This is a genomic window from Streptomyces sp. BK239 (genome assembly GCF_004217285.1).
GTDB lineage: Bacteria > Actinomycetota > Actinomycetes > Streptomycetales > Streptomycetaceae > Streptomyces.
Genome location: NZ_SHKS01000001.1, coordinates 1318535 through 1339637, shown reverse-complemented (window position 1 = coordinate 1339637; position 21103 = coordinate 1318535). Strand labels below are relative to the sequence as shown.

The 21103-nt window shown below is 71.8% G+C and carries 20 protein-coding genes; 9 read left to right on the top strand and 11 right to left on the bottom strand.

Annotated features, from left to right (window positions below):
• Window positions 1-414 precede the first annotated feature (414 nt).
• Window positions 415-1056, bottom strand: coding sequence for a DNA-3-methyladenine glycosylase (locus EV567_RS05910; protein ID WP_130437499.1), 642 nt, complete (start codon window positions 1054-1056; stop codon window positions 415-417).
• Window positions 1057-1211: 155 nt separating this feature from the next.
• Between EV567_RS05910 and EV567_RS05905 the strand changes: the two genes are divergently transcribed.
• The 3 genes from EV567_RS05905 to EV567_RS05895 all read left to right on the top strand — a co-directional run bounded on the left by EV567_RS05905 (window position 1212) and on the right by EV567_RS05895 (window position 3300).
• A complete protein-coding gene (locus EV567_RS05905; protein ID WP_130437498.1) occupies window positions 1212-1994 on the top strand; it encodes a sporulation protein in 783 nt (260 codons plus the stop codon).
• 63 nt (window positions 1995-2057) lie between these two features.
• Window positions 2058-2597 (top strand): YbhB/YbcL family Raf kinase inhibitor-like protein, encoded by a 540-nt coding sequence (locus tag EV567_RS05900; RefSeq protein WP_130437497.1) that lies wholly within the window; start codon window positions 2058-2060, stop codon window positions 2595-2597.
• 196 nt (window positions 2598-2793) lie between these two features.
• Window positions 2794-3300 (top strand): HNH endonuclease, encoded by a 507-nt coding sequence (locus tag EV567_RS05895; protein WP_130437496.1) that lies wholly within the window; start codon window positions 2794-2796, stop codon window positions 3298-3300.
• 30 nt (window positions 3301-3330) lie between these two features.
• Here EV567_RS05895 and EV567_RS05890 read toward each other — a convergent pair whose 3' ends face one another.
• The 3 genes from EV567_RS05890 to EV567_RS05880 form a co-directional block, all read right to left on the bottom strand.
• Window positions 3331-4290 carry an SPFH domain-containing protein gene (locus EV567_RS05890; RefSeq protein WP_130437495.1) on the bottom strand — a complete coding sequence of 320 codons (960 nt, stop codon included), beginning with the start codon at window positions 4288-4290 and terminating at the stop codon, window positions 3331-3333.
• Window positions 4291-4459: 169 nt separating this feature from the next.
• Complete coding sequence (locus EV567_RS05885) at window positions 4460-4891, bottom strand: NfeD family protein (RefSeq protein WP_130437494.1); 432 nt, start codon at window positions 4889-4891, stop codon at window positions 4460-4462.
• Window positions 4892-4975: 84 nt separating this feature from the next.
• A complete protein-coding gene (locus EV567_RS05880; RefSeq protein WP_130437493.1) occupies window positions 4976-5773 on the bottom strand; it encodes an ABC transporter ATP-binding protein in 798 nt (265 codons plus the stop codon).
• 321 nt (window positions 5774-6094) lie between these two features.
• Between EV567_RS05880 and EV567_RS05875 the strand changes: the two genes are divergently transcribed.
• A complete protein-coding gene (locus EV567_RS05875) occupies window positions 6095-6871 on the top strand; it encodes a hypothetical protein (protein ID WP_130437492.1) in 777 nt (258 codons plus the stop codon).
• A 165-nt stretch (window positions 6872-7036) separates the two neighbouring features.
• Here the strand turns inward: EV567_RS05875 and EV567_RS05870 are convergent, their stop codons facing one another.
• Together EV567_RS05870 and EV567_RS05865 are read right to left on the bottom strand one after the other, a co-directional pair.
• A complete protein-coding gene (locus EV567_RS05870) occupies window positions 7037-7678 on the bottom strand; it encodes a response regulator transcription factor (protein ID WP_130437491.1) in 642 nt (213 codons plus the stop codon).
• On the bottom strand, window positions 7671-8840 hold the full coding sequence (locus EV567_RS05865; protein ID WP_130437490.1) for a GAF domain-containing sensor histidine kinase: 1170 nt from the start codon (window positions 8838-8840) through the stop codon (window positions 7671-7673). Before EV567_RS05865 ends, EV567_RS05870 begins: the two co-directional genes overlap by 8 nt.
• A 239-nt stretch (window positions 8841-9079) precedes the next feature.
• Here EV567_RS05865 and EV567_RS05860 point away from each other — a divergent pair, with 239 nt between their 5' ends.
• The 3 genes from EV567_RS05860 to EV567_RS05850 all read left to right on the top strand — a co-directional run bounded on the left by EV567_RS05860 (window position 9080) and on the right by EV567_RS05850 (window position 11970).
• Window positions 9080-9775: an SDR family oxidoreductase gene (locus EV567_RS05860; protein ID WP_130437489.1), complete on the top strand. Its 696-nt coding sequence runs from the start codon at window positions 9080-9082 to the stop codon at window positions 9773-9775.
• Window positions 9775-10854 (top strand): S-adenosylmethionine:tRNA ribosyltransferase-isomerase, encoded by a 1080-nt coding sequence (locus EV567_RS05855; protein WP_130437488.1) that lies wholly within the window; start codon window positions 9775-9777, stop codon window positions 10852-10854. Before EV567_RS05860 ends, EV567_RS05855 begins: the two co-directional genes overlap by 1 nt.
• A gap of 351 nt (window positions 10855-11205) precedes the next feature.
• Window positions 11206-11970: a transglycosylase SLT domain-containing protein gene (locus tag EV567_RS05850; protein WP_130437487.1), complete on the top strand. Its 765-nt coding sequence runs from the start codon at window positions 11206-11208 to the stop codon at window positions 11968-11970.
• Between the two features lie 84 nt (window positions 11971-12054).
• On the opposite strand, the gene EV567_RS05845 is transcribed toward EV567_RS05850, so the two are convergent.
• On the bottom strand, window positions 12055-14574 hold the full coding sequence (locus EV567_RS05845) for an FHA domain-containing protein (RefSeq protein WP_165430306.1): 2520 nt from the start codon (window positions 14572-14574) through the stop codon (window positions 12055-12057).
• 379 nt (window positions 14575-14953) lie between these two features.
• Between EV567_RS05845 and EV567_RS05840 the strand changes: the two genes are divergently transcribed.
• Both EV567_RS05840 and serB read left to right on the top strand, forming a co-directional pair.
• The gene (locus EV567_RS05840; protein WP_130437485.1) at window positions 14954-16723 is read left to right on the top strand and encodes a streptophobe family protein; all 1770 of its coding nucleotides are present in this window, start codon (window positions 14954-14956) and stop codon (window positions 16721-16723) included.
• Between the two features lie 132 nt (window positions 16724-16855).
• Window positions 16856-18067, top strand: a complete 1212-nt coding sequence (gene serB / locus EV567_RS05835) for a phosphoserine phosphatase SerB (protein WP_130437484.1) — start codon at window positions 16856-16858, stop codon at window positions 18065-18067.
• Window positions 18068-18123: 56 nt separating this feature from the next.
• On the opposite strand, the gene EV567_RS05830 is transcribed toward serB, so the two are convergent.
• The 4 genes from EV567_RS05830 to EV567_RS05820 all read right to left on the bottom strand — a co-directional run bounded on the left by EV567_RS05830 (window position 18124) and on the right by EV567_RS05820 (window position 21099).
• Complete coding sequence (locus EV567_RS05830) at window positions 18124-18642, bottom strand: histidine phosphatase family protein (protein ID WP_130437483.1); 519 nt, start codon at window positions 18640-18642, stop codon at window positions 18124-18126.
• 108 nt (window positions 18643-18750) lie between these two features.
• Entirely contained in the window at window positions 18751-18960 is a 210-nt protein-coding gene (locus EV567_RS05825) for a hypothetical protein (protein WP_130437482.1), read from the bottom strand.
• Window positions 18961-19144: 184 nt separating this feature from the next.
• Complete coding sequence (locus EV567_RS28370) at window positions 19145-19261, bottom strand: SGM_5486 family transporter-associated protein (RefSeq protein WP_278044734.1); 117 nt, start codon at window positions 19259-19261, stop codon at window positions 19145-19147.
• Between the two features lie 587 nt (window positions 19262-19848).
• Window positions 19849-21099 carry an MFS transporter gene (locus EV567_RS05820; protein ID WP_130437595.1) on the bottom strand — a complete coding sequence of 417 codons (1251 nt, stop codon included), beginning with the start codon at window positions 21097-21099 and terminating at the stop codon, window positions 19849-19851.
• Window positions 21100-21103: the final 4 nt, after the last annotated feature.

Sequence of the window (21103 nt, the reverse complement as noted above, 5' to 3'; positions counted from 1 at the left end):
GACGGGGTATCAACATATCTGGCGTTGATTTTTGGCACGCTGTTGAGTTCTCAAGGAACGGACGCTTCCTTTGTACTCACCCGAGAGACTCTCTCAGGCTTTCCTCCGGGCGCTTCCCTTCGGTCTTGCGTTTCCGACTCTATCAGACCCTTTCGGCGTCCGATTCCCAGTCGGCGGGTTTGTCTTCGGGCTTCCGGCTTTCGCCTGTCGGCCTTTCGACATTCACTACGTTAGCCGATCCCTTCGCCAACTCATAATCGAGTCGATCGAGATTCGAATTCAGGCATGCGGACATGACGAATTCGACCCCGCTGAGGGGCGTCGTAGGTAGTGGGTTGGCCGCTTCCAGCTACTGGCGAACGCCGTAACCGGGTCAAGCGGCTCGGGCTACATTACGCCCCGGCCCAGGGCGAGTCAACTTCGCCGGCGCCTCGGTACATGGGCCCGGTACGGGCTCACCGTCGGGTCGTCAGCTGCCCAGTAACGCCAGGGGTGCACGGCCCCTTCTCCGGAGACTCCGGTGCGGGGGCCGTTGCGCACCAGGTCGGACGCAAGGGGCGTACCCGCCAGGACGCGCAGGGGGGTGGCCCCGGCGGTGCAGGCGTCCGTTCCGTCGAGGGATCGGTCGACGTCCAGAGCGGTCGCCAGGCGGGCGGGACCTTTGGCGAGTTCATTGTCGTTGCGGGCCGAGAGCCGACGTTTGCGCGCCGGCTCGGCCCCCTCGACGATCTCGCCGGCACGAAGCAGGACCGCGCTCGCCCGCCCCTCGGGACCGCACACGAGGTTCATGCAGTGCCACATGCCGTAGGTGAAGTAGACGTACACGTGTCCGGGTGGGCCGAACATCGTGTCGTTGCGGGCCGTGCGGCCGCGATAGGCGTGTGAGCCGGGGTCGTTCGGGCCGTCGTAGGCCTCGACCTCCGTGAGGCGCAGGGTGATCGGACCGTCCGGGGTCGTGCGGACGAGGAGGCGGCCGAGGAGGTCGGGGGCGACTTCCAGGACGGGGCGGTCGAAGAAGGACCGGGGCAGGGGCGTACGGTCGGGGGTCGCGATCATGCCCGCCGAGCGTAGTGCAGCCGGGTGGGTGCGTCGGGGGTGGTCAGCGGGCACTCGGCTTGCCAGGGTGGGATCGCGGAACCGGCCGCGGCCGGATCGCGTTTGTAGGGATCAGGGATCCCGTCACAGAGGTCGTAGGTCGTAGAGGGAGAGTCATGGCGTTCAAGAAGCTGCTCGCGAGTCTCGGGGCCGGCGGTGCTTCGGTGGAGACGGTGCTGACCGAGGCCAACGTCGTCCCGGGCGGCGTCGTCCAGGGCGAGGTGCGCATCCAGGGCGGCTCCGTCAACCAGCAGATCGAGGGGCTGTCGGTCGGTCTGCAGGCCAAGGTCGAGGTGGAGAGCGGCGACCAGGAGTACAAGCAGGACATCGAGTTCACCAAGCAGCGGCTGGGCGGGGCGTTCGAGCTGCAGGCCGGCGCGGTGCACGCGGTGCCGTTCGGGCTGGAGATCCCGTGGGAGACGCCGGTCACGATGATCGACGGTCAGGCGCTGCGCGGGATGAACATCGGGGTGACGACCGAGCTGGAGATCGCCCGGGCCGTGGACTCCGGCGACCTGGACCCGATCAACGTGCACCCGCTTCCGGCGCAGAAGGCGATCCTGGACGCCTTCATCCAGCTGGGCTTCCGTTTCAAGAGCGCGGACCTCGAGCGCGGCGTCATCCGGGGTACCCGGCAGAAGCTGCCCTTCTACCAGGAGATCGAGTTCTACCCGCCGGCGCAGTACCGCGGGCTGAACCAGGTCGAGCTGAGCTTCGTGGCCGACGCGCACGCCATGGACGTCGTGCTGGAGATGGACAAGAAGCCCGGGCTGTTCAGCGAGGGCAGCGACACATTCCGTTCCTTCCAGGTGGGGCTGCACGACTACCAGGGGACCGACTGGGCGGCGTACCTCAACCAGTGGCTCTCCGAGGTCGGCAGCAAGCGCAACTGGTTCTAGCCTGTTCTAGGCTCGGCACGGAACGGAACTACTGACTCCAGAACCGATTCAGGAGGTACCGAGGTGACCGAGCTCAAGCGGCGGCCGCTGCCCCACGACTTCCATCCGCCCGTGCCGTCGTTCACGGTGACGAGCGAGGACGTCGTGGAAGGGGCGACGCTCAGGAGTGCTCAGGTCCAGGCGGCGGGGAACACCTCGCCGCACCTGCGGTGGGAGGGCTTTCCGCCGGAGACCAAGAGCTTCGCCGTGACCTGCTACGACCCCGACGCTCCGACGGGGAGCGGGTTCTGGCACTGGGTCGTCTTCGACCTTCCGGCCTCGGTGACGGAGCTGCCGGTCGGTGCGGGCAGCGGCAAGTTCGAGGGGCTGCCGGAGGGCGCCGTGCACGCGCGCAACGACGCCGGGACCAAGGAGTTCGTGGGTGCCGCTCCGCCGCCCGGGGACGGTCCGCACCGGTACGTGTTCACGGTGTACGCGGTGGACCAGGAGAAGCTGGGGCCGGACTCCGACGCGTCGCCGGCCGCGGTCGGTTTCAACCTGCGCTTCCACACGCTCGCGCGCGCACAGCTGATCGGTGAGTACGAGGTTTCCGCCGGGAACTGACCTCGTCATCGTTCATTCAACGTTTGCCCGCCTCTGGTCTTGGAATTGATCAGAGGCGGGCATTTTTGTTGCCGGGGTCGCGGGGGCCACCCCGCTTCGGAGCAGCAGATATTGCGTTGTCCATCTCGGCGTGCCCGGCCAGAGTTGATCCCAGCCCGCCAGGGGGTGGGCCGGTGCACACAGGAGGTGGGCTGGTATGCGGGACACGCTGGTACTGAACGCGAGCTTCGAGCCGCTGTCGACGGTGACGTTGAACCGAGCCGTCGTTCTCGTGCTTCAGGACAAGGCTGTCGTCGAGCAGGCCCACCCCGAACTGCGGATGCGGGGAGCCGCGGTCGACATACCGGCGCCCCGGGTGATCCGGCTGTGCAGGTTCGTGCGGGTGCCGTTCCGAAGACAAGCACCGTGGTCGAGGCGAGGGGTGCTGGTCAGGGACCGGCACCGGTGCGCGTACTGCGGACGGCGGGCGACGACCGTGGACCACGTGGTGCCGCGGGCGCAGGGCGGGCGGGACTCGTGGCTGAACACGGTCGCCTCGTGCGCGGAGGACAACCACCGTAAGGCGGACCGGACTCCGGAGCAGGCGGGGATGCCGTTGCTGCGGGAGCCGTTCGAACCCTCGCCTCAGGACGCGATGTTGCTGGCGCTCGGTCAGGAGGACCTGGCCGCGTTGCCGGAGTGGCTGTCCGTGGACGCGGCCTAGCCGTGTGTCCCTGGGGGCCCTGAGGTGCCGTCAGTCGATCGACGGCTTCTCGCGGCGTTCCGGGATGCGCTTCTCGGTGCTGCCGCCGTTGGTGCCGCTGCTCGAACCGCCGCCGAAGTTGCCGAAGTTGCCCATGGCGCCGGAGAGACCCTTGAGGGCGTCGCCGATCTCGCTGGGGACGATCCAGAGCTTGTTGGCGTCGCCCTCGGCGATCTTCGGGAGCATCTGGAGGTACTGGTAGGAGAGCAGCTTCTGGTCCGGGTCGCCGGCGTGGATGGCCTCGAAGACCGTGCGCACGGCCTGGGCTTCGCCTTCGGCGCGCAGGGCGGCGGCCTTGGCCTCGCCCTCCGCGCGCAGGATCTGGGACTGCTTCTCGCCCTCGGCGGTGAGGATGGCCGCCTGGCGGGTGCCTTCGGCGGTGAGGATCGCGGCGCGCTTGTCGCGGTCGGCGCGCATCTGCTTCTCCATCGAGTCCTGGATGGAGGTGGGCGGTTCGATGGCCTTGAGCTCGACGCGGTTGACGCGGATGCCCCACTTGCCGGTCGCTTCGTCGAGGACGCCGCGCAGGGCCGCGTTGATCTCCTCGCGGGAGGTCAGGGTGCGTTCGAGGTCCATGCCGCCGATGATGTTGCGCAGGGTGGTGACGGTGAGCTGCTCGATCGCCTGGATGTAGCTGGCGACTTCGTAGGTGGCGGCCCGGGCGTCGGTGACCTGGTAGTAGATGACCGTGTCGATGTTGACGACCAGGTTGTCCTGGGTGATCACCGGCTGGGGCGGGAAGGGCACGACCTGTTCGCGCAGGTCGATGCGGTTGCGGATGGTGTCGATGAACGGGACGACGATGTTGAGGCCCGCGTTGAGCGTCCGCGTGTAGCGGCCGAAGCGCTCGACGATGGCGGCGCTCGCCTGCGGGATGACCTGGATCGTCTTGATCAGGGCGATGAAGACCAACACCACCAGGATGATCAGGACGATGATGACCGGTTCCATCGCGTTCCCCGTACCCTTCTCCGCCTCGGCGCTTCTGGAAGATCTTATGCTTGTCGAAGATCTTGCTGGTCGAGTCTGACAGACCGTCGTGTGGCTCGTGGGCCGTTCGGTTCACTTACGTCGTGCGGGAGTTGTGCAAGGTCAGCTGTGCGGGGCCGGATGCGCGGGGTCAGATGACGATCGCCGTGGCCCCCTCGATCTCCACGACGTCGACCTCCTGTCCGACCTCGTAGGCGCGGTCCGTGTCGAGCGCTCGGGCCGACCAGACCTCCCCGGCGAGCTTGACGCGTCCGCCCGAGCCGTCGACGCGTTCCAGGACGACGGCCTGCTTTCCGCGCAACGCGTCCACTCCGGTGGCGAATTGGGGGCGCTGGGTGCGATGCCGGTTCGCGATGGGGCGGACTACGGCGATGAGGGCGACGGACACCGCGACGAACACGAGGACTTGGGTGACGGCGCCGAAGCCGAGTCCCGCGGCGACCGCGGCCGCGACGGCGCCGGCCGCGAACATGCCGAACTCCGGCATGGCGGTCACCACGAGCGGAATGCCCAGTGCTGCCGCGCCGACGAGCCACCACACCCACGCGTCGATGTCGTCCACGCGTTCATCGTAGGACCGAGGGTCCCCCTGTCGACAGGGCGCGAAAGGGGGCGGTCGCCGGGATGTGCCGTCCGCGGGGGCGGGTCAGGACATCGGGAGGCCCTGGGCGGTCCAGCGGTCGCCGACCTGTTCCACGACGAGGGGCAGGCCGAAGCAGTGGGAGAGGTTGCGGGAGGTGAGCTCCAGCTCGACCGGGCCGGCGGCGAGGACCTTGCCCTGGCGGATCATGAGGACGTGGGTGAAGCCGGGGGCGATCTCCTCGACGTGGTGCGTGACCATGATCATCGACGGGGCGATGGGGTCGCGGGCGAGGCGGCCGAGGCGGCGTACGAGGTCCTCGCGGCCGCCGAGGTCGAGGCCGGCGGCGGGCTCGTCGAGGAGGAGCAGCTCGGGGTCGGTCATCAGGGCGCGGGCGATGAGGGCGCGCTTGCGCTCGCCCTCGGAGAGGGTGCCGAACCTGCGCTCCAGGTAGTCGCTCATGCCGAGGCGGTCGAGGAAGGCGCGGGCGCGCTGCTCGTCGACGGCCTCGTACTCCTCCTGCCAGCCGGCCGTCATGCCGTAGGCGGCGGTGAGGACGGTCTGCAGGACCGTCTGGCTCTTGGGCAGCTTGTCGGCCATGGCGATGCCGGCCATGCCGATGCGGGGGCGCAGCTCGAAGACGTCGGTGCCGGGGGTCCCGAGGGTCTCGCCGAGGATGGTGGCGGTGCCCTTGCTCGGGTAGAGGTAGCTGGAGGCGACGTTCAGCAGGGTCGTCTTGCCGGCTCCGTTGGGGCCGAGGATGACCCAGCGCTCGCCCTCCTTGACCGACCAGGAGACCTGGTCCACGAGAGCCCGGCCCTCACGGACCACGGATACGTCCTGAAGCTCCAGAACATCGCTCATGAGCGCGTTGTCTCCCCTTGCAGTGTGGCCGGACTCGGTCGTCGCGTACGCCTGTGGCTCGGACCGCCGCGCGCGGGTGGGCGCGGCCCTCCGGGAAAATCTACGCCACCGGTCGGGGGACCCGTCCCCTCGGTCCGGTCCTTGGGCCCTTCCGACGGTTCCGGGCGACGGCGGGACGGGTTTCGATCAGTGAGCCTGGGACGTGCCTCGAAAGCCGCGTCGGCCGCCCGGAGGGCGGGGCTCGCGGCGTCGACGGGGGTGCCTCTCACGCCCTTAAGGCAGTGGGGCAGGGGCTTTCGAGGCACGCCCTAGGGTGGGGGGATGCTTTCGGAACCGCGCTCTGGTCGCCTTGCTGCTTGGGGAAACGCCCTTTTGGCCGGACTTGTCTCGCCGGACGACGCCGTGCTCGCCATCGTCGGGGAGGACGCGGTGCACCGGGTGGAGGGGCTGCCCGGCGAGACGGCTCCCGTCGGGCTCACGCTGGCGCTGGGGCGGCTTCGGGCGCTGGGGGTGCGCGGGCTGCGGCTGGCGCTGCCCGCGCCGGGGCATCCGCTGGGGTTGAGCGGGCCGCCGGAGTTCAACGCGCGGGCGCTGGACGCGCGGGAGGCGGTGGTGTGTCACGGGGCGGCGTTCGGGCTGGTGCCCGAGGTGTCCGAGGCCGGGCCCTCGGGCGATGTGCACGTGGAGGTGGTGTGGCACTGCCTCGCGGTACGGGAGGCGCCGCCCGCGGATGTGCCGTCACTGGGCGAGGCTGAGCGGGAGCTGGCGGAGGCGTTGCGGGAGGCGACGGCCGTGCTGTCGCGGCTGGACGTGGCGGGGGCGGGGCCGGTGGCGGAGGCGGCGATCGAGGCGTACCGGGCGCGGGCGGAGCGGGGGCGGGAGGTGCTGGCGCCGGGGTATCCGCCTCGGGCGGTGCGGGTGCTGGAGTTGGCGCAGCGGGTGTCGTTGCTGGTGTCCCTGGCTCAGGAGCGGGGGGAGGGGGGCGCGGTGAGCGCTTCCGAGATGGCGGCGCGCGGGGAGGCGTTGCGGCCGGTGGAGCGGACGGCCCGGCGGGCGCAGGTCGCCGCGTACAACTCCGTCGGGGAGACGTGGGGGTGAGGTGAGGGTGCGCCCGCCGGGAGCCGGGCCCGGCGGGGTGCTGAGCCCGGCGGGGTGCCGGCTGCGTCCCCCTCCCCCCGTCACCCGGCGGGATGCTGAACGCGGCACGGTCCTGAGCCCGGCGGGGTGCCGGCTGCGTCCCCCTCCCCCGTCACCCGGCGGCTGTCAGCCGGCCGCTCCGTGGCGTACGGCCCACAGGGCGGCCTGGGTGCGGTCGGCGAGGTCGAGTTTCATCAGGATGTTGGAGACGTGGGTCTTGACCGTCTTCTCCGAGAGCACCAGGGCGCGGGCGATCTCGCGGTTGGAGCGGCCGTCCGCTATCAGACCCAGCACCTCCCGCTCCCGCTCCGTGAGCGAACCTCCCCTGCCCTGGCCCGAGTTGGCTTCCTCCTGGGACAGGAGCGCGCCCGCGACCTCCGGCTGGAGCAGGATGTGCCCGGCGTGGACGGAGCGGATCGCGCCGGCCAGCGCGTCGGGGTCCACGTCCTTGTAGACGTATCCGGCGGCGCCGGCGCGCAGGGCGGGGACCACCGTGCGCTGTTCGGTGAAGCTGGTGACGATCAACACGCGTGCGGGGTTGGCGAGTTCACGGAGGGTGCGCAGCGCCTCCACGCCGTCCATGCCGGGCATCTTGACGTCCATCAGCACGACGTCGGGCTTCAACTCCTCGGCGCGGGCGACGCCTTCGGCTCCGTCGGAGGCCTCGCCGACGACTTCGATGTCGTCCTGCACCTCGAGGAACGTGCGCAGTCCCCGGCGGACGACCTGGTGGTCGTCGACGAGCAGCACCTTGATTGGGTCAGCCACCGGGGGCCTCCATCTCGATCGTGGTGCCCTTCCCGGGCGCCGATTCCACCGTCAGGCTGCCGCCGATCCCGCCGGCCCGGTCCCGCATCGAGACCAGGCCGAGGTGGCGACCGGCGCGGCGGACCGTGGTGGGGTCGAAGCCCTTGCCGTCGTCGGTGACGCGCAGCACCGTGTCGGGGCCGCGTTTGTGGAGGGTGACGTCGACGTGGTCGGCCCCGGAGTGGCGAAGGGCGTTGTGCAGCGCCTCCTGGGCGACGCGCAGCAGGGCCTCCTCCTGTGCGGCGGGGAGGGCGCGGACGCCTCGGCTGGCGAAGGTGACGCGCGCGGTGTGGGCGCGGTCGAGGACCTGGGCGTGGGTGCGCAGGGTGGCGACGAGGCCGTCCTCGTCGAGTGCGGCGGGGCGCAACTCCACGACGGCCGCGCGCAGTTCGTCGGCGGCTTCGGCGGCGAGCGTGGTGACCTGCTGGAGTTCGCCCTTGGCGCGGGAGGGGTCGCGGTCGACGAGGGCGGCGGCGGCCTGGGCCGTGAGGCGCAGGGAGAACAACTTCTGGCTGACCGCGTCGTGCAACTCGTGGGCGAGCCGGGAGCGTTCCTCGGCGATGGTGAGTTCGCGGCTGCGCTCGTAGAGGCGGGCGTTGGTGAGGGCGATCGCGGCGTGCTGCGCGAGGATGGAGAGGAGTTCCTCGTCGTCCTCGGTGAAGCCGCAGCCGCTCTCGCCCTTCCGGTCCGGGGTGTCCGCGTTCTCCGGGCGCAGTTTGTTGGCCAGGAAGAGGGCGCCGATGATCTCGTCGCCGTCGCGGATGGGCAGGCCCAGGAAGTCGGACATGTCGGGGTGGGCGGCGGGCCAGCCCTCGAAGCGGGGGTCCTCGCGGACGTCGGCGAGGCGCTCGGGGCGGGCCTGGTGGAGCATGGCGGCGAGGATGCCGTGCTGGCGGGGCAGGGGGCCGATGGCCTTCCACTGCTCCTCGCTGACGCCGTCGACGACGAACTGGGCGAAGCCTCCGTGGTCGTCCGGGACGCCGAGCGCGGCGTACTGCGCGTCGAGCAGTTCGCGGGCGGAGGCGACGATCGTCTTGAGGACGTCGCGCACCTCCAGGTGCCTGCTCATGGCCAGCAGCGCGGAGCTCACCGCGGCGAGGCCGGACCGGGGGCCTTGACTCATGTCCTCACGGTACCGGCGGGGTGCGACACCGCGGATCGGACCCGTGACGCACCGGGGTAGGGCCGCGGACCTAGGTCCGGGGTCCCCCTCTCGTGGACGTGGCTCGCGGAGCCCGGGCGCCGGGGTGTACGACGAAGGGTCCCGGTGGCGCCGGTCCGACGGCCGAGGCGGTGGGGGCGGGGGCGTTCCTAGCGTGAGGGGACCGCCGTGCGGCGGTTCGGACGAGGGGACGGTTCGTCATGCCGGTAGCGATCATCACGGGGGCGTCGAAGGGGCTGGGGCGGGCGCTGGCCGAGGCGCTGGCCGCGCGGGGGTGGGACCTGGTCCTGGACGCCAGGACCGCGGAGGTGCTGAAGGAGACGGCGGCGGCGGTCGCGGTGCACGGGACGAGGGTGGAGGCGCTCGCCGGGGACGTCGTGGACGCGGGGCACCGTTCGGCGCTGGTGGCCGCGGCCCGGGAGCTGGGCGGCTGCGATCTGCTGGTGAGCAACGCGAGCGCGCTGGGCGTCGAGCCGCTGGTGCGGCTGGAGGAGCTGGCCCTGGACGGGTTGCGGCGGGCGCTGGAGGTGAACGTGGTGGCGGCGCTGGGGCTGGTGCAGGAGGCGCTGCCGCTGCTGCGGGCGGCGCCGGCCGGGGCGGTGATCGCGGTCAGTTCGGACGCGGCGGCCGAGGCGTATGCGACGTGGGGCGGTTACGGGGCGTCGAAGGCGGCCCTGGACCAGCTCGCGGCGGTGCTCGCGGCGGAGGAGCCGGGGCTGCGGGTGTGGGCGGTGGATCCGGGGGACATGGCGACCGACCTGTACGCGGCGGCGGTGCCGGGGGACGGGGACGCGCGGCCGGAGCCGGGCGATGTGGCGCCGGCCTTCCTGCGGCTGGTCGAGGAACGGCCGGCGAGCGGCCGGTACGCGGCGCCGGCGCTGCTGGAGGTGCGGTGATGTCGTCGGCCGTGCGGGCGCCGGGCGGGCTTTCGGCGGGGAGGTCGGCGCGGGTGCCGGCCGAGCGGCGCGGGCCGGGGCGGGAGCGGGACGACGTAAGGCTGCTGGTGTCGCGGGGCACCGAGGTGACGCATCACGCGTTCCGTGAGCTGCCGTCGGTGCTGCGGGCCGGGGATCTGCTGGTGGTGAACACCTCGCCGACGCTGGCGGCGGCGGTGGACGGGCGGATCGGGTCCGCGCCCGTGGTGGTGCACTTCTCCACCCGGGGTGACGACGGCCGGTGGGCGGTCGAGCTGCGGGATCCGGACGGGAAGGGGACCACGCGTGCGCGTGCGGGCGGGCCGGCGGGCGCGCGGGTGGGGCTGCCGGGCGGTGCGGGGCTGGTGCTGGAGGAGCCGCTGCGCGGGGGCAGCGGGCGGTTGTGGTGGGCTCGGGTGTCGTATGGGGCGGTGCCGGGGCTGCTGCGGGCGCACGGGCGTCCGATCCGGTACGCGTACACGGAGCGGGACCAGCCGTTGTCGGCGTACCAGACGGTGTTCGCGCTGCCGTCCGCGGACGGGGCGGGCAGTGCGGAGATGCCGAGCGCGGCGCGGCCGTTCACGGCGCGGCTGGTGGCGGAGCTGGTGAGCCGTGGTGTGGGGTTCGCGCCGGTGACGCTCCACACGGGGGTGGCCTCGGCGGAGGCGCACGAGCCTCCGTATCCGGAGCGGTTCGCGGTGTCCGCGGCGTCGGCGCGGGCGATCGGCGCCGCGCGGGCCGCCGGCTGCCGGGTGGTCGCGGTGGGCACGACGGCCGTGCGGGCCGTGGAGTCGGCGGTCGGGGCGGACGGGGTCGTACGCGCGCGTGAGGGGTGGACGGATCTCGTCGTCACTCCGGAGCGGGGGGTGCGGGCGGTGGACGCTCTGCTGACCGGGCTGCACGAGCCGGAGGCCTCGCATCTGCTGATGCTGGAGGCCGTGGCGGGGCGGGCCGCGCTGGAGCGTGGGTACGCGCAGGCGGTGCGGGGGCGCTATCTGTGGCACGAGTTCGGCGATGTGCACCTCCTCCTGCCGGGGACGGGCGTCGTGCAGGGGGCGTGAGGCAGTCGCACACACTCACGCAGAGCATTGCTTGCGCAACTGCCGGTGAGAAGGATCGAGGGGGCATGTGAGCCCGCACATAGGGCGCACATCACGTACGAAAGTCAATAGGACACAAACTACCCCCTTCCGAACGGGACAGACGTGTTGGTCTGTCCCGTTTTGCCCTTCCCTGATCCACTATCGGGGTTCGTACGTCACACCTTTGCCACCGGATTTTGCGGCCGCTAAGAATTGCTCTCGTCGCTCAGCGCCGCGGGTTTCGGACCGCGGCGTTCGTGCCGGAAAAGCACCCGTGTCCGCCGTCGGACGAAAGAGCGACCTCCCGTCTATTCGAAGAGGTCCTTCCGCATGCCCAAGAACACTCACAAGATCGCGATCGCCGGTGTCGCCACGCTCGGCGCCGCTGCCATCGCCTTCTCGGTGGTCCCGGCCGACGCGCACACGACCACGACGGACGCCGCTCCCCTGTCCCACGTCGCCTACCGCTCCGAGCCGGTACGGGACGTCAAGGCCGGTGTGACCGACCAGCTGGCAGGCGCCAGCCTGAAGGTCCAGGCCATCGAGGCGAAGAAGAAGGCGGCCGCGGACGCGGCGGCCGCGAAGAAGGCCGCCGCCGCTGCCGCCGTGGCGAAGAAGGAGGCGGCCGCCGCTGCCGCCGCCAAGAAGAAGGCCGCCGCCGAGCGGGCGGCCGAGCGCGCGGCCGAGCGGGCGGAGGAGCGCGCCGCGAACCGGTCCTCGAAGCGCGTCGCCGTCCAGCAGGTCGCGGTCAAGCAGGTCGCCGCCAAGAGCTACTCGAACAACCTCGACGGCTGGATCCGCGAGTCGCTCGACATCATGAAGAAGCACGGCATCCCCGGCTCCTACAGCGGCATCCACCGCAACGTGATGCGCGAGTCCTCCGGTAACCCGATGGCGATCAACAACTGGGACATCAACGCCATCAACGGCATCCCGTCGAAGGGTCTGCTGCAGGTGATCCCGCCGACCTTCGCGGCCTACCACGTCCCGGGCACCTCCTGGAACATCTACGACCCGGTCGCCAACATCACCGCCGCGTGCAACTACGCGGCCGACAAGTACGGCTCGATGGACAACGTCGACAGCGCGTACTGATCCTCCCCACGGACACGCGGAAGGGCGGCACCCCGGACCGGGGAGCCGCCCTCGGGCGTCGTACGGGCGCGGCCCGCTGCGACGCTACTTGCGCATGACCTCGGGCTCGTGCCGGCGCAGGAAGCGGGACACGAAGAACCCGCAGATCACGCCGAGGGCGATCAGGGCGGCCATGTCCAGGCTCCAGGCGCCGACGGTGTGCTCCCACAGCGGGTCGTTGTCGCCGGGCGTCTCCGGCGGGCTGATCCGGTTGAAGTCCAGCGTGGCGCCCGCGGCGCCGACCGCCCAGCGCGACGGCATCAGGTACGAGAACTCGTTGGCGCCGATCGAGCCGTGCAGGGCGAACAGGCAGCCCGTGAAGACGACCTGGATGATCGCGAACATCACCAGCAGCGGCATGGTCTTCTCAGCGGTCTTCACCAGCGCCGAGATGATCAGGCCGAACATCATCGACGTGAAGCCCAGGGCCATGATCGGCAGGGACAGCTCCAGCAGCGTGAGCTTGCCGAGGACCAGGCCCTCCTGCGGGATCTCCCGGCTGGACAGGCCGATGACGCCGACCAGCAGGCCCTGCAGCACGGTGATCATGCCCAGCACGAACACCTTGGACATCAGGTACGCCGAGCGGGACAGGCCGGTCGCACGCTCCCGCTCGTAGATCACCCGCTCCTTGATCAGTTCACGCACGGAGTTGGCCGCGCCGGCGAAGCACGCCCCGACCGCGAGGATCAGCAGGACGGTGGTGGCCGTGCCGTTGGGGATGATCCGGCCGCTGCGCGGGTTGACCGGGTTGGGCAGCAGCCCCCGGTCCGGGTCGATCAGCAGGCTCACCGCGCCGAGAACCGCCGGAAGGATCACCATCAGCGCCAGGAAGCCCTTGTCGGAGACGATCACCGAAGTGTAGCGGCGCACCAGTGTGACGAACTGCGACATCCAGCCCTGCGGCTTCGGCGGCTTCATCGCCTGCATCGGCGGGACCTGTACGGACTGCGGCGCGATGGCGTCGATGTCCGCGGCGTACATCTGGTAGTGCTGCGAGCCCTTCCAGCGGCCCGCCCAGTCGTAGTCGCGGTAGTTCTCGAAGGCGGAGAAGACGTCGGCCCAGGTGTCGTAGCCGAAGAAGTTCAGCGCCTCCTCGGGCGGTCCGAAGTAGGCGACCGCGCCGCCCGGGGCCATCACCAGCAGCTTGTCGCACAGGGCGAGTTCGGCCACGGAGTGGGTGACGACGAGGACCGTGCGGCCGTCGTCGGCGAGGTCGCGCAGCAGCTTCATGACATCGCGGTCCATGCCCGGGTCGAGGCCGGAGGTCGGCTCGTCCAGGAAGATCAGCGACGGCTTGGTGAGCAGTTCCAGGGCCACCGAGACACGCTTGCGCTGGCCGCCGGAGAGGGAGGTGACCTTCTTCTCCTTGTGGATGTCGAGCTTCAGCTCGCGCAGCACCTCGTCGATGCGGGCCTCGCGCTCGGCGGCCGTGGTGTCGGCCGGGAAGCGCAGCTTGGCCGCGTACTTGAGGGCCTTCTTGACGCTCAGCTCCTTGTGCAGGATGTCGTCCTGCGGGACCAGACCGATGCGCTGGCGCAGCTCCGCGAACTGCTTGTACAGGTTGCGGTTGTCGTAGAGGACGTCGCCCTCGTTGGCGGGCCGGTAGCCGGTCAGCGCCTTGAGCAGCGTGGACTTGCCGGATCCGGACGGGCCGATGACCGCCACCAGGGACTTCTCCGGGACGCCGAAGGAGACGTCCTTCAGGATCTGCTTGCCGCCGTCGACCGTGACGGTCAGATGGCGGGCGGAGAAGGACACGGCGCCGGTGTCGACGAACTCCTCGAGCCGGTCGCCCACGATCCGGAACGTCGAGTGGCCGACGCCCACGACGTCGGTCGGGCCGAGCAGTTGTGATGCGCCCTTGGCGATCGGCTGGCCGTTGACGTACGTGCCGTTGTGGGAGCCGAGGTCGCGGATCTCCATGCGGCCGTCGGGCGTCGAGTGGAACTCGGCGTGGTTGCGGGAGACCTGGAGGTCGGAGACGACGAGGTCGTTCTCCAGGGCACGGCCGATGCGCATGACACGGCCGAAGGAGAACTGGTGGAACGTGGTCGGGCTGCGGTCGCCGTACACCGGCGGCGCCCCCGCGCCGTCGCCGGCCTCCCTGGACACGTACGACTCGCCGGGTCCCGGCTGCTGCGGGACGTGCGGCGCGGGCTGTTGCGGCTGCTGCCAGTCGGCCTGCGGCTGGGGCGGGGCCGGCTGGGACCAGCCGGCGTTCGCCGACTGCGCGGCGTACGGCTGCTGTTGAGGCTGGGCGACGGGGTCCGCCGCTCCGGAGAGGTTCAGGCGCGGCCCGTCGGTGGCGTTGCCCAGGTGCACCGCCGAGCCGGGGCCGATGTCCACCTGCTGGACCCGCCGGCCCTGCACGTACGTGCCGTTGGTGCTGCCGTGGTCCTCCAGGACCCAACCGCGGCCGTTGTAGCTGACCGTGGCGTGCCGCCAGGAGACCCTGGCGTCGTCGAGGACGATGTCGCCCTGCGGATCACGTCCGAGGGTGTAGTTCCTGGACGGATCGAGCGTCCAGGTGCGTCCGTTCAATTCCAGTACGAGTTCCGGCACTCCATGCCCCACTGAGTAGTCCCCCGAGTTACCCCCGTCGCAGGGAGTCTAGGGATGTCGAACATCGTCGGGAACTATTTCAGGCGCTGCCCCCTGTCCGAAAGTCGGGCCTTGTGAAGACCGCACGGACGGGCAACGGCCGGTGCCGTTGACGGGGTTGAAACCGGGCCGGAGAGTGGTAAACGCACGCGAGGGGGGACGGAAGCGGCGATCTTCGCCGCCGCACCGCGGTTCGCCGCGGATCGGGGGGTTCTGCATGAGTGCCCACAGCGGAGTCGGGAGCGACGGGGTCCGGAGCGGGGGGAACGGGCGGGGCGGGGGGAAACGCCGGGGCGAGGGGTACGGCCGGAACGGGGGGCGCGGCCGGGGCGGGGCGGGCGTGCCCTGGGCGGATGTGCTGGTGTGCGCGGTCGCCGGGGTGAGTTGGGCGTTGATCGCGATGGCGGGCACGGCGGCGCTCGGGCTGCGTCTGCTGGGGGCGGACGCGGCGGGCTCGCTGGGTCCGATGACGGCCGCGGTGGTGGCGCTCGGCGCGGGCGGTTCGGTGAAGCCGTCGGGCGATGTGTCCGCGTTCGGGCTGACGGGGGCGCAGGCGACGACGGCCATCGAGATCACGCCACTGGGCGTGAGCCTGGTCGGGGCGCTGCTGCTGTCGTGGTTCTTCCTGCGGTCGCTGCGCACGGCGGGAGCCGTGATCGCGCCGGCCGAACTCGTGGCGCGGGCGGGGTCGGTGGTCGCGCTGTTCGTGGCGACGATGGGCGGGCTTGCCTGGGCGGGGCACGACGTCATCACGTTCGACGGCTCGTCCCTGGGCCTGGACGACCTGTCCGGCGGGGGTGGGGGCTCGGGCGGCGGGGGCGGCGTCACGGTCCCCGGACTGGGCGGTCTCGGTGATCTGGGCGGTGTCGGCGGGCTGTTGCCGGACCGGCTCGGCGATCTCGTCGACGCGCGGGCGGCGGTGGGCTTCACCGTCGACACCGTGCCGACGCTGCTGGGTGCGCTGGGCTGGTCGGCGGGGGTGCTGCTGATCGCCCTGCTGGCCTCGCGCCGCACACCGCTTCCTCGCGGGTGGGAGGCGGTGCACCGGGTGGTGCGGCCCGCGGTGTCCGCCGTCGTGACGGTGCTGCTGGTCGCCGTGGCGGCCGGGTTCGCGGCGACGGCGTACGCGGCGGCCGGCGACGACCATCCGAAGCGGATCGCCGGAGCGGCGCTGCTCGGCGCGCCGAACGGGGTGTGGCTGGGCGTCGGACTGGGCCTGTTCGTCCCCTTCGACGGCCGCGCGACGGGCGCGCTGACGCACGTACTGCCGGACCCGGTGGACGACTTGCTCGCCGTGCGCACCGACCAGCCGGTGACGCTCGTACGCCTGACTGAACTGGACTCCCGTGTCTGGCTGTTGGGGGTCGCTGTGGCCGCGGTGATGCTGCTGGCGGGGGTGTTGACGGCGGTACGGACTCCGGTGCGGCGGGACGCGGTCGGTCGTGAGCCGGGGCTGGCCGGCTTCGTCGCGGGGTGCGCGCTGCCCCTGGGGGCCGCTACGGCGGTGGCGTCGCCGCTGCTCGCCTGGCTGACGGGTGTGTCCGTGGACGCCTCCCTGTCGGTGCTCGGCTTCGACGCCTTCGGGGCCGGTCTCGACCTGCACGGCCGCCTCGGCATGGCGTTGCTCCTCGGCGCGGTGTGGGGCGTGGCGGCGGGAGCCGTCGGCGCGCTTCTGGCGTGGGCGACCGGAGCGGCGGGCGGACGGGCGTCGGCATCGGCCCGGGGCGAGGTCGTGGCGACCGCGGCTTCTCCCTCCCGGGGTGGGCGTGGCCCGGGGGCCGGCGGGGGCGACTCGGCGGCGGGCGGCTCGGGCGGGCCGTACGCCCCGGGGACGCCTTACCGGCCGCCCAACCCGGCGACGAATCCGTATCTGCGGATGCCGGAGGCCCTGCGGGAACCGGAGCCCGTGCGGGAACCGGAGCCCGTGCGGGAGCCGGGGGACGCTCGGCCGGGGGGCGGTCTCCACAATGCTCCGACCATGATCGGGCCCGTCGGTCCTCCGCCGCGTTCGCCGGGGCGGAGGGACGACTCCGAGGAGCGTTCGCCGGGCGACTGCCGGCTGCCACCGCCGCCTCCCCCGCCCCGGCCCCCTCCCCCGCCCGACCGGTGACCGGTCGGAGCTGCCCCTCGGTGACCGGTCGGGGCTCACTCGATGTCACCCGCACGACGCCCGGAGTTCGCTGTCCGTCAGGCGGACCTCGGCGGCGGTGGGCACGGCGTCCCGGATACGGTGGATACCACCATGAACGCTTCACAGATCACGTCCTCCGACGTCCCGACTCTCCTCGTCAAGATCTTCGGCAAGGACAGGCCGGGCATCACGGCAGGTCTCTTCGACACCCTCGCCGCCTACTCCGTCGACGTGGTCGACATCGAGCAGGTCGTCACGCGGGGACGGATGGTGCTGTGCGCGCTCGTGACCGAGCCGCCGCAGGGGATGGAGGGGGAGCTGCGCAAGACCGTCCACAGCTGGGCGGAGTCGATGAAGATGCAGGCGGAGATCATCTCCGGCATCGGCGACAACCGGCCCCGTGGCCTCGGCCGCTCCCTCGTCACCGTGCTCGGGCATCCGCTGACGGCGGAGGCGACGGCCGCCGTCACCGCCCGGATCACCAAGGTCGGCGGCAACATCGACCGTATCTTCCGGCTCGCCAAGTATCCCGTCACCGCAGTCGAGTTCGCCGTGTCCGGCGTGGAGACGGAACCCCTGCGCACGGCCCTGGTCACCGAGGCGGCGGCGCTCGGCGTCGACGTGGCCGTGGTGGCGGCGGGCCTTCACCGGCGTGCCCAGCGGCTCATCGTGATGGACGTGGACTCCACCCTGATCCAGGACGAGGTGATCGAGCTCTTCGCCGCGCACGCCGGCTGTGAGGACGAGGTCGCCGAGGTGACCGCGGCGGCGATGCGCGGCGAGCTCGACTTCGAGCAGTCGCTGCACGCGCGTGTGGCGCTGCTGGAGGGACTGGACGCCTCCGTCGTGGAGAAGGTGCGCGCCGAGGTGCGGCTGACGCCGGGCGCGCGCACCCTGATCCGCACCCTCAAGCGGCTCGGCTACCAGGTGGGCGTCGTCTCCGGCGGCTTCACCCAGGTCACCGACGATCTGAAGGGGCGGCTCGGGCTGGACTTCGCCCAGGCCAACACGCTGGAGATCGTCGACGGCAAGCTGACCGGCCGGGTCACCGGCGAGATCGTGGACCGCGCGGGCAAGGCGCGACTGCTGCGCCGGTTCGCCGCGGAGGCGGGCGTGCCGCTCTCCCAGACGGTGGCGATCGGTGACGGCGCGAACGACCTGGACATGCTGAACGCGGCCGGTCTCGGAGTCGCCTTCAACGCGAAGCCCGTCGTACGCCAGGCCGCGCACACGGCGGTGAACGTGCCGTTCCTGGACACCGTCCTGTACCTGCTGGGCGTCACCCGCGAAGAGGTCGAGGCGGCGGACACGCACGTCGAGTAGTCCCGGTCGCCGGGGCCCGGTGGGATGCCGGGCCCCGCCTCACCGTCACGGGATCTTCACTCCGAGGGCGCCCAGTAGTCGAGCAGCGTGGCCGCGCCGGGCTCCAGGGACTTCCAGGGGCCGTCGAAGGAGACGACGGCGAAGGCGGCGGCGGGGAAGCCGCGGCCGTTCATCCGCTCGCGAGCGTCCCCCTCCGACGTGCCGGAGAGGATGTCGGCGAGGCCATGGACGCCGGGGTTGTGGCCGACCAGGATGAGGTTGCGGACGTCGTCCGGGGTCTCGTTGAGCAGGGCGATCAGCTCGCCCGGGGAGGCCTCGTAGATCCGCTCCTCGTAGACGGTCTTCGGCCGGTGCGGGAACTCATGGACGGCGAGCTTCCACGTCTCCCTGGTCCGGGTCGCGGTGGAGCACAGGGCGAGGTCGATGGAGATGCCGGTGTCGGTCAGCTTGCGCCCGGCGACGGCGGCGTCCTGGCGGCCCCGCTCCGCGAGCGGCCGCTCGTGGTCGGTCACCTGTGGCCAGTCGGCTTTCGCGTGCCGGAAGAGGACGATCCTGCGGGGTTCTGCGACGCTCATGGCTCCCAGCTTCGCATGAAAAACGCCATGTGGCGCAGGGAGTTGACATGGGTCTTCACCGGTGACCCGGGGTGTGTGAGGCGTGTGCCCGGGGCGTGATCGACTTTCCTACCGCACGAGCAGTTGCCTCACGTGGCCGGCGAGCTGTGCGATCACCGGGTCGTCCGTGGCGGCGTGGGCGTCGGAGGGATTGATTATCAGCAGGAGCAGGCCGACGAAGGCGAGGACGGGCAGGGCGAGCGCCCACCAGGGCAGCAGGGCGCCGACGCCGCCGCGCTGGGCGGCCGGGTGAGGCCGGGTCTGCGTGTGCGCCGACATGGGTGCCTCCGCTGTCTTCGAGTGGTCCGTGGACCGCCCCCTGCGGCCACATCTCGAAGATACGGACGCGGAGGCCCTCGGCCCATCCGGTGATCCACCCACATGACCCTGACCCTGACCCCCTAGGGGATGGGGGGTTAACCCCACCGTCGTGCGGAGGATCCGGGCGCGGGCGGCGGGTGCGTCAGGGCGAGGCGATCGTCGCGATGACGGCGATGACCACGAAGATGAGGAAGAACGAGCCGAAGACGAGCAGCATCTTCTTCTGGCCGTTCCCGGGGTTCGGATCGAGCACTGGCATGGACCAAGTCTCGCACCCGGCGCACCGGTGCATCGTCCGGGGGTACGCCGAGGATCCGCCGGGGTCGGGCTCTTGTCGGCGGGACCACGGTCCCCGGGGCTGCGACGGAGGCGGGTCAGCGGGGGCGACCGTTCGGGAGGCCTGAGGGGGGCCGTCGGCCAGCAGGGGCGGTCCGGGTCCGCGAGGCCGGCCGTCGGTCGGCAGGGACCACCGCCGGGCAGACCAGACGCGGCGGCCCGCCGGGACGACTGGAGCCGCCGCCTCGATCAGCGGGACGTTCGCGGGGGCCAGCGGGGGCGGCACCTCGTCGGAACAAGCGGAGCCACCGCCTCGACCAGCGGGGGACGCTCGCCGGGGCCACGGAGGCAGCCGCCCTCCGGGTCAGCGGGGAGCGGTCGACCGGTGTCACCGGGGCGATCCCCAGGATCAGTGAGGAGCGGTCGACCGGTGTCACCGGGGCGATCCTCAGGATCAGTGAGGAGCGGTCGACCGGTGTCACCGGGGCGATCCCCGGGGTCAGTGGGGAGCGGCTCCCGGTGACAGCCGGGGAGCGGCCGCCCTGTGTCGAGCGGGAGCCGTCGTTCGTGTCAGCGGGCTGCCTCGTCCTCCACCGTGCGGTCGCGGCCTGCCAGGACTCCTACCGCCATCTGCGGGACCATGAGCGCCGCCATCAGCGCGAGCGGCAGTCCCCAGCCGCCGCTGTGCTGGTAGAGCACCCCGACCAGCAGCGGGCCCGGGATGGAGATCAGGTAGCCGGTGCTCTGCGCGAAGGCCGAGAGCTGGGCCACGCCCGCGCCCGTCCTGGCGCGCATCCCGACCATCGTGAGCGCCAGCGGAAACGCGCAGTTGGAGACGCCGAGCAGCAGCGCCCACGCCCAGGCGCCGCCGGCGGGCGCGACGTAGAGGCCGGCGTATCCGGCGAGTCCGCACAGGCCCAGCGCGATGACGATCGGCCCCTGGTGCGGCAGCCGGGTGGCCACGCGCGGGATGACGAACGCCAGCGGCACGCCCATCGCCATGGTGACGGCGAGCAGGAGGCCGGCCGTGCCGGCGGCGACTCCCGCGTCGCGGAAGATCTGCGCCATCCAGCCCATGGTGATGTAGGCGGCGGTGGCCTGGAGCCCGAAGAACACGGCGAGCGCCCAGGCGGTGCGGCTCCGGGTCATCCGCAGCCCGCCGGCAGCCCCGCCGGTGGCCGCCTCGGTACGTGCCGCGGTCGCCTCGCCACGCTCGCGTGTGAGCGACAGCCACGGGAGGACGGCCGCCGCGGCGAGGGCGGCCCAGACGGCGAGCCCGGACCGCCAGTCGCCGCCGAGCGCCTCGGTCACGGGCACGGTGGCCGCGGCGGCGGTCGCGGTGCCGAGGGCGAGGGCCATGGAGTACAGCCCGGTCATGGAGCCGACCCGGTCGGGGAACCAGCGCTTGACGATGGCGGGCATCAGGACGTTGCTGACGGCGATGCCCATGAGGGCGAGGGCGCTGGCGGCCAGGAAGCCGGCCGTGCCGCCGGCCCAGGGCCGTACGAGCAGGCCCGCGCCGATGGCGGCCATGCCCGCGCAGACGACCGCGCCCGGACCGAAGCGGCGGGCGAGCCGGGGTGCGGCCAGACCGAAGACGGCGAAGCAGAGCGGTGGCACGGAGGTGAGCAGGCCGGCGACGCTGCCGCTCATGCCGAGGTCGTCGCGGACCTCTTCGAGGAGGGCGCCGAGGCTGGTGATGGCGGGGCGGAGGTTCAGGGCGGCCAGCACGATGCCCACCACGACCAGTCGCGTCCGCCACGCGCGCGTGGGCACACCGGGCGGCCGGCTCGCGGACAGGGACGTGTCCGTCGTCCGCATCGGA

What these genes read in the sequence shown, in the direction of transcription:
- EV567_RS05910 (WP_130437499.1), bottom strand. Translation starts at nt 1,056, where the DNA reads ATGATCGCGACCCCCGACCGTACGCCCCTGCCCCGGTCCTTCTTCGAC.
- serB (WP_130437484.1), top strand. Translation starts at nt 16,856, where the DNA reads ATGAACGCTTCACAGATCACGTCCTCCGACGTCCCGACTCTCCTCGTC.
- EV567_RS05830 (WP_130437483.1), bottom strand. Translation starts at nt 18,642, where the DNA reads ATGAGCGTCGCAGAACCCCGCAGGATCGTCCTCTTCCGGCACGCGAAA.
- EV567_RS05865 (WP_130437490.1), bottom strand. Translation starts at nt 8,840, where the DNA reads ATGAGTCAAGGCCCCCGGTCCGGCCTCGCCGCGGTGAGCTCCGCGCTG.
- EV567_RS05875 (WP_130437492.1), top strand. Translation starts at nt 6,095, where the DNA reads ATGCTTTCGGAACCGCGCTCTGGTCGCCTTGCTGCTTGGGGAAACGCC.
- EV567_RS05880 (WP_130437493.1), bottom strand. Translation starts at nt 5,773, where the DNA reads ATGAGCGATGTTCTGGAGCTTCAGGACGTATCCGTGGTCCGTGAGGGC.
- EV567_RS05860 (WP_130437489.1), top strand. Translation starts at nt 9,080, where the DNA reads ATGCCGGTAGCGATCATCACGGGGGCGTCGAAGGGGCTGGGGCGGGCG.
- EV567_RS05905 (WP_130437498.1), top strand. Translation starts at nt 1,212, where the DNA reads ATGGCGTTCAAGAAGCTGCTCGCGAGTCTCGGGGCCGGCGGTGCTTCG.
- EV567_RS05890 (WP_130437495.1), bottom strand. Translation starts at nt 4,290, where the DNA reads ATGGAACCGGTCATCATCGTCCTGATCATCCTGGTGGTGTTGGTCTTC.
- EV567_RS05895 (WP_130437496.1), top strand. Translation starts at nt 2,794, where the DNA reads ATGCGGGACACGCTGGTACTGAACGCGAGCTTCGAGCCGCTGTCGACG.
- EV567_RS05850 (WP_130437487.1), top strand. Translation starts at nt 11,206, where the DNA reads ATGCCCAAGAACACTCACAAGATCGCGATCGCCGGTGTCGCCACGCTC.
- EV567_RS05855 (WP_130437488.1), top strand. Translation starts at nt 9,775, where the DNA reads ATGTCGTCGGCCGTGCGGGCGCCGGGCGGGCTTTCGGCGGGGAGGTCG.
- EV567_RS05825 (WP_130437482.1), bottom strand. Translation starts at nt 18,960, where the DNA reads ATGTCGGCGCACACGCAGACCCGGCCTCACCCGGCCGCCCAGCGCGGC.
- EV567_RS05820 (WP_130437595.1), bottom strand. Translation starts at nt 21,099, where the DNA reads ATGCGGACGACGGACACGTCCCTGTCCGCGAGCCGGCCGCCCGGTGTG.
- EV567_RS28370 (WP_278044734.1), bottom strand. Translation starts at nt 19,261, where the DNA reads ATGCCAGTGCTCGATCCGAACCCCGGGAACGGCCAGAAGAAGATGCTG.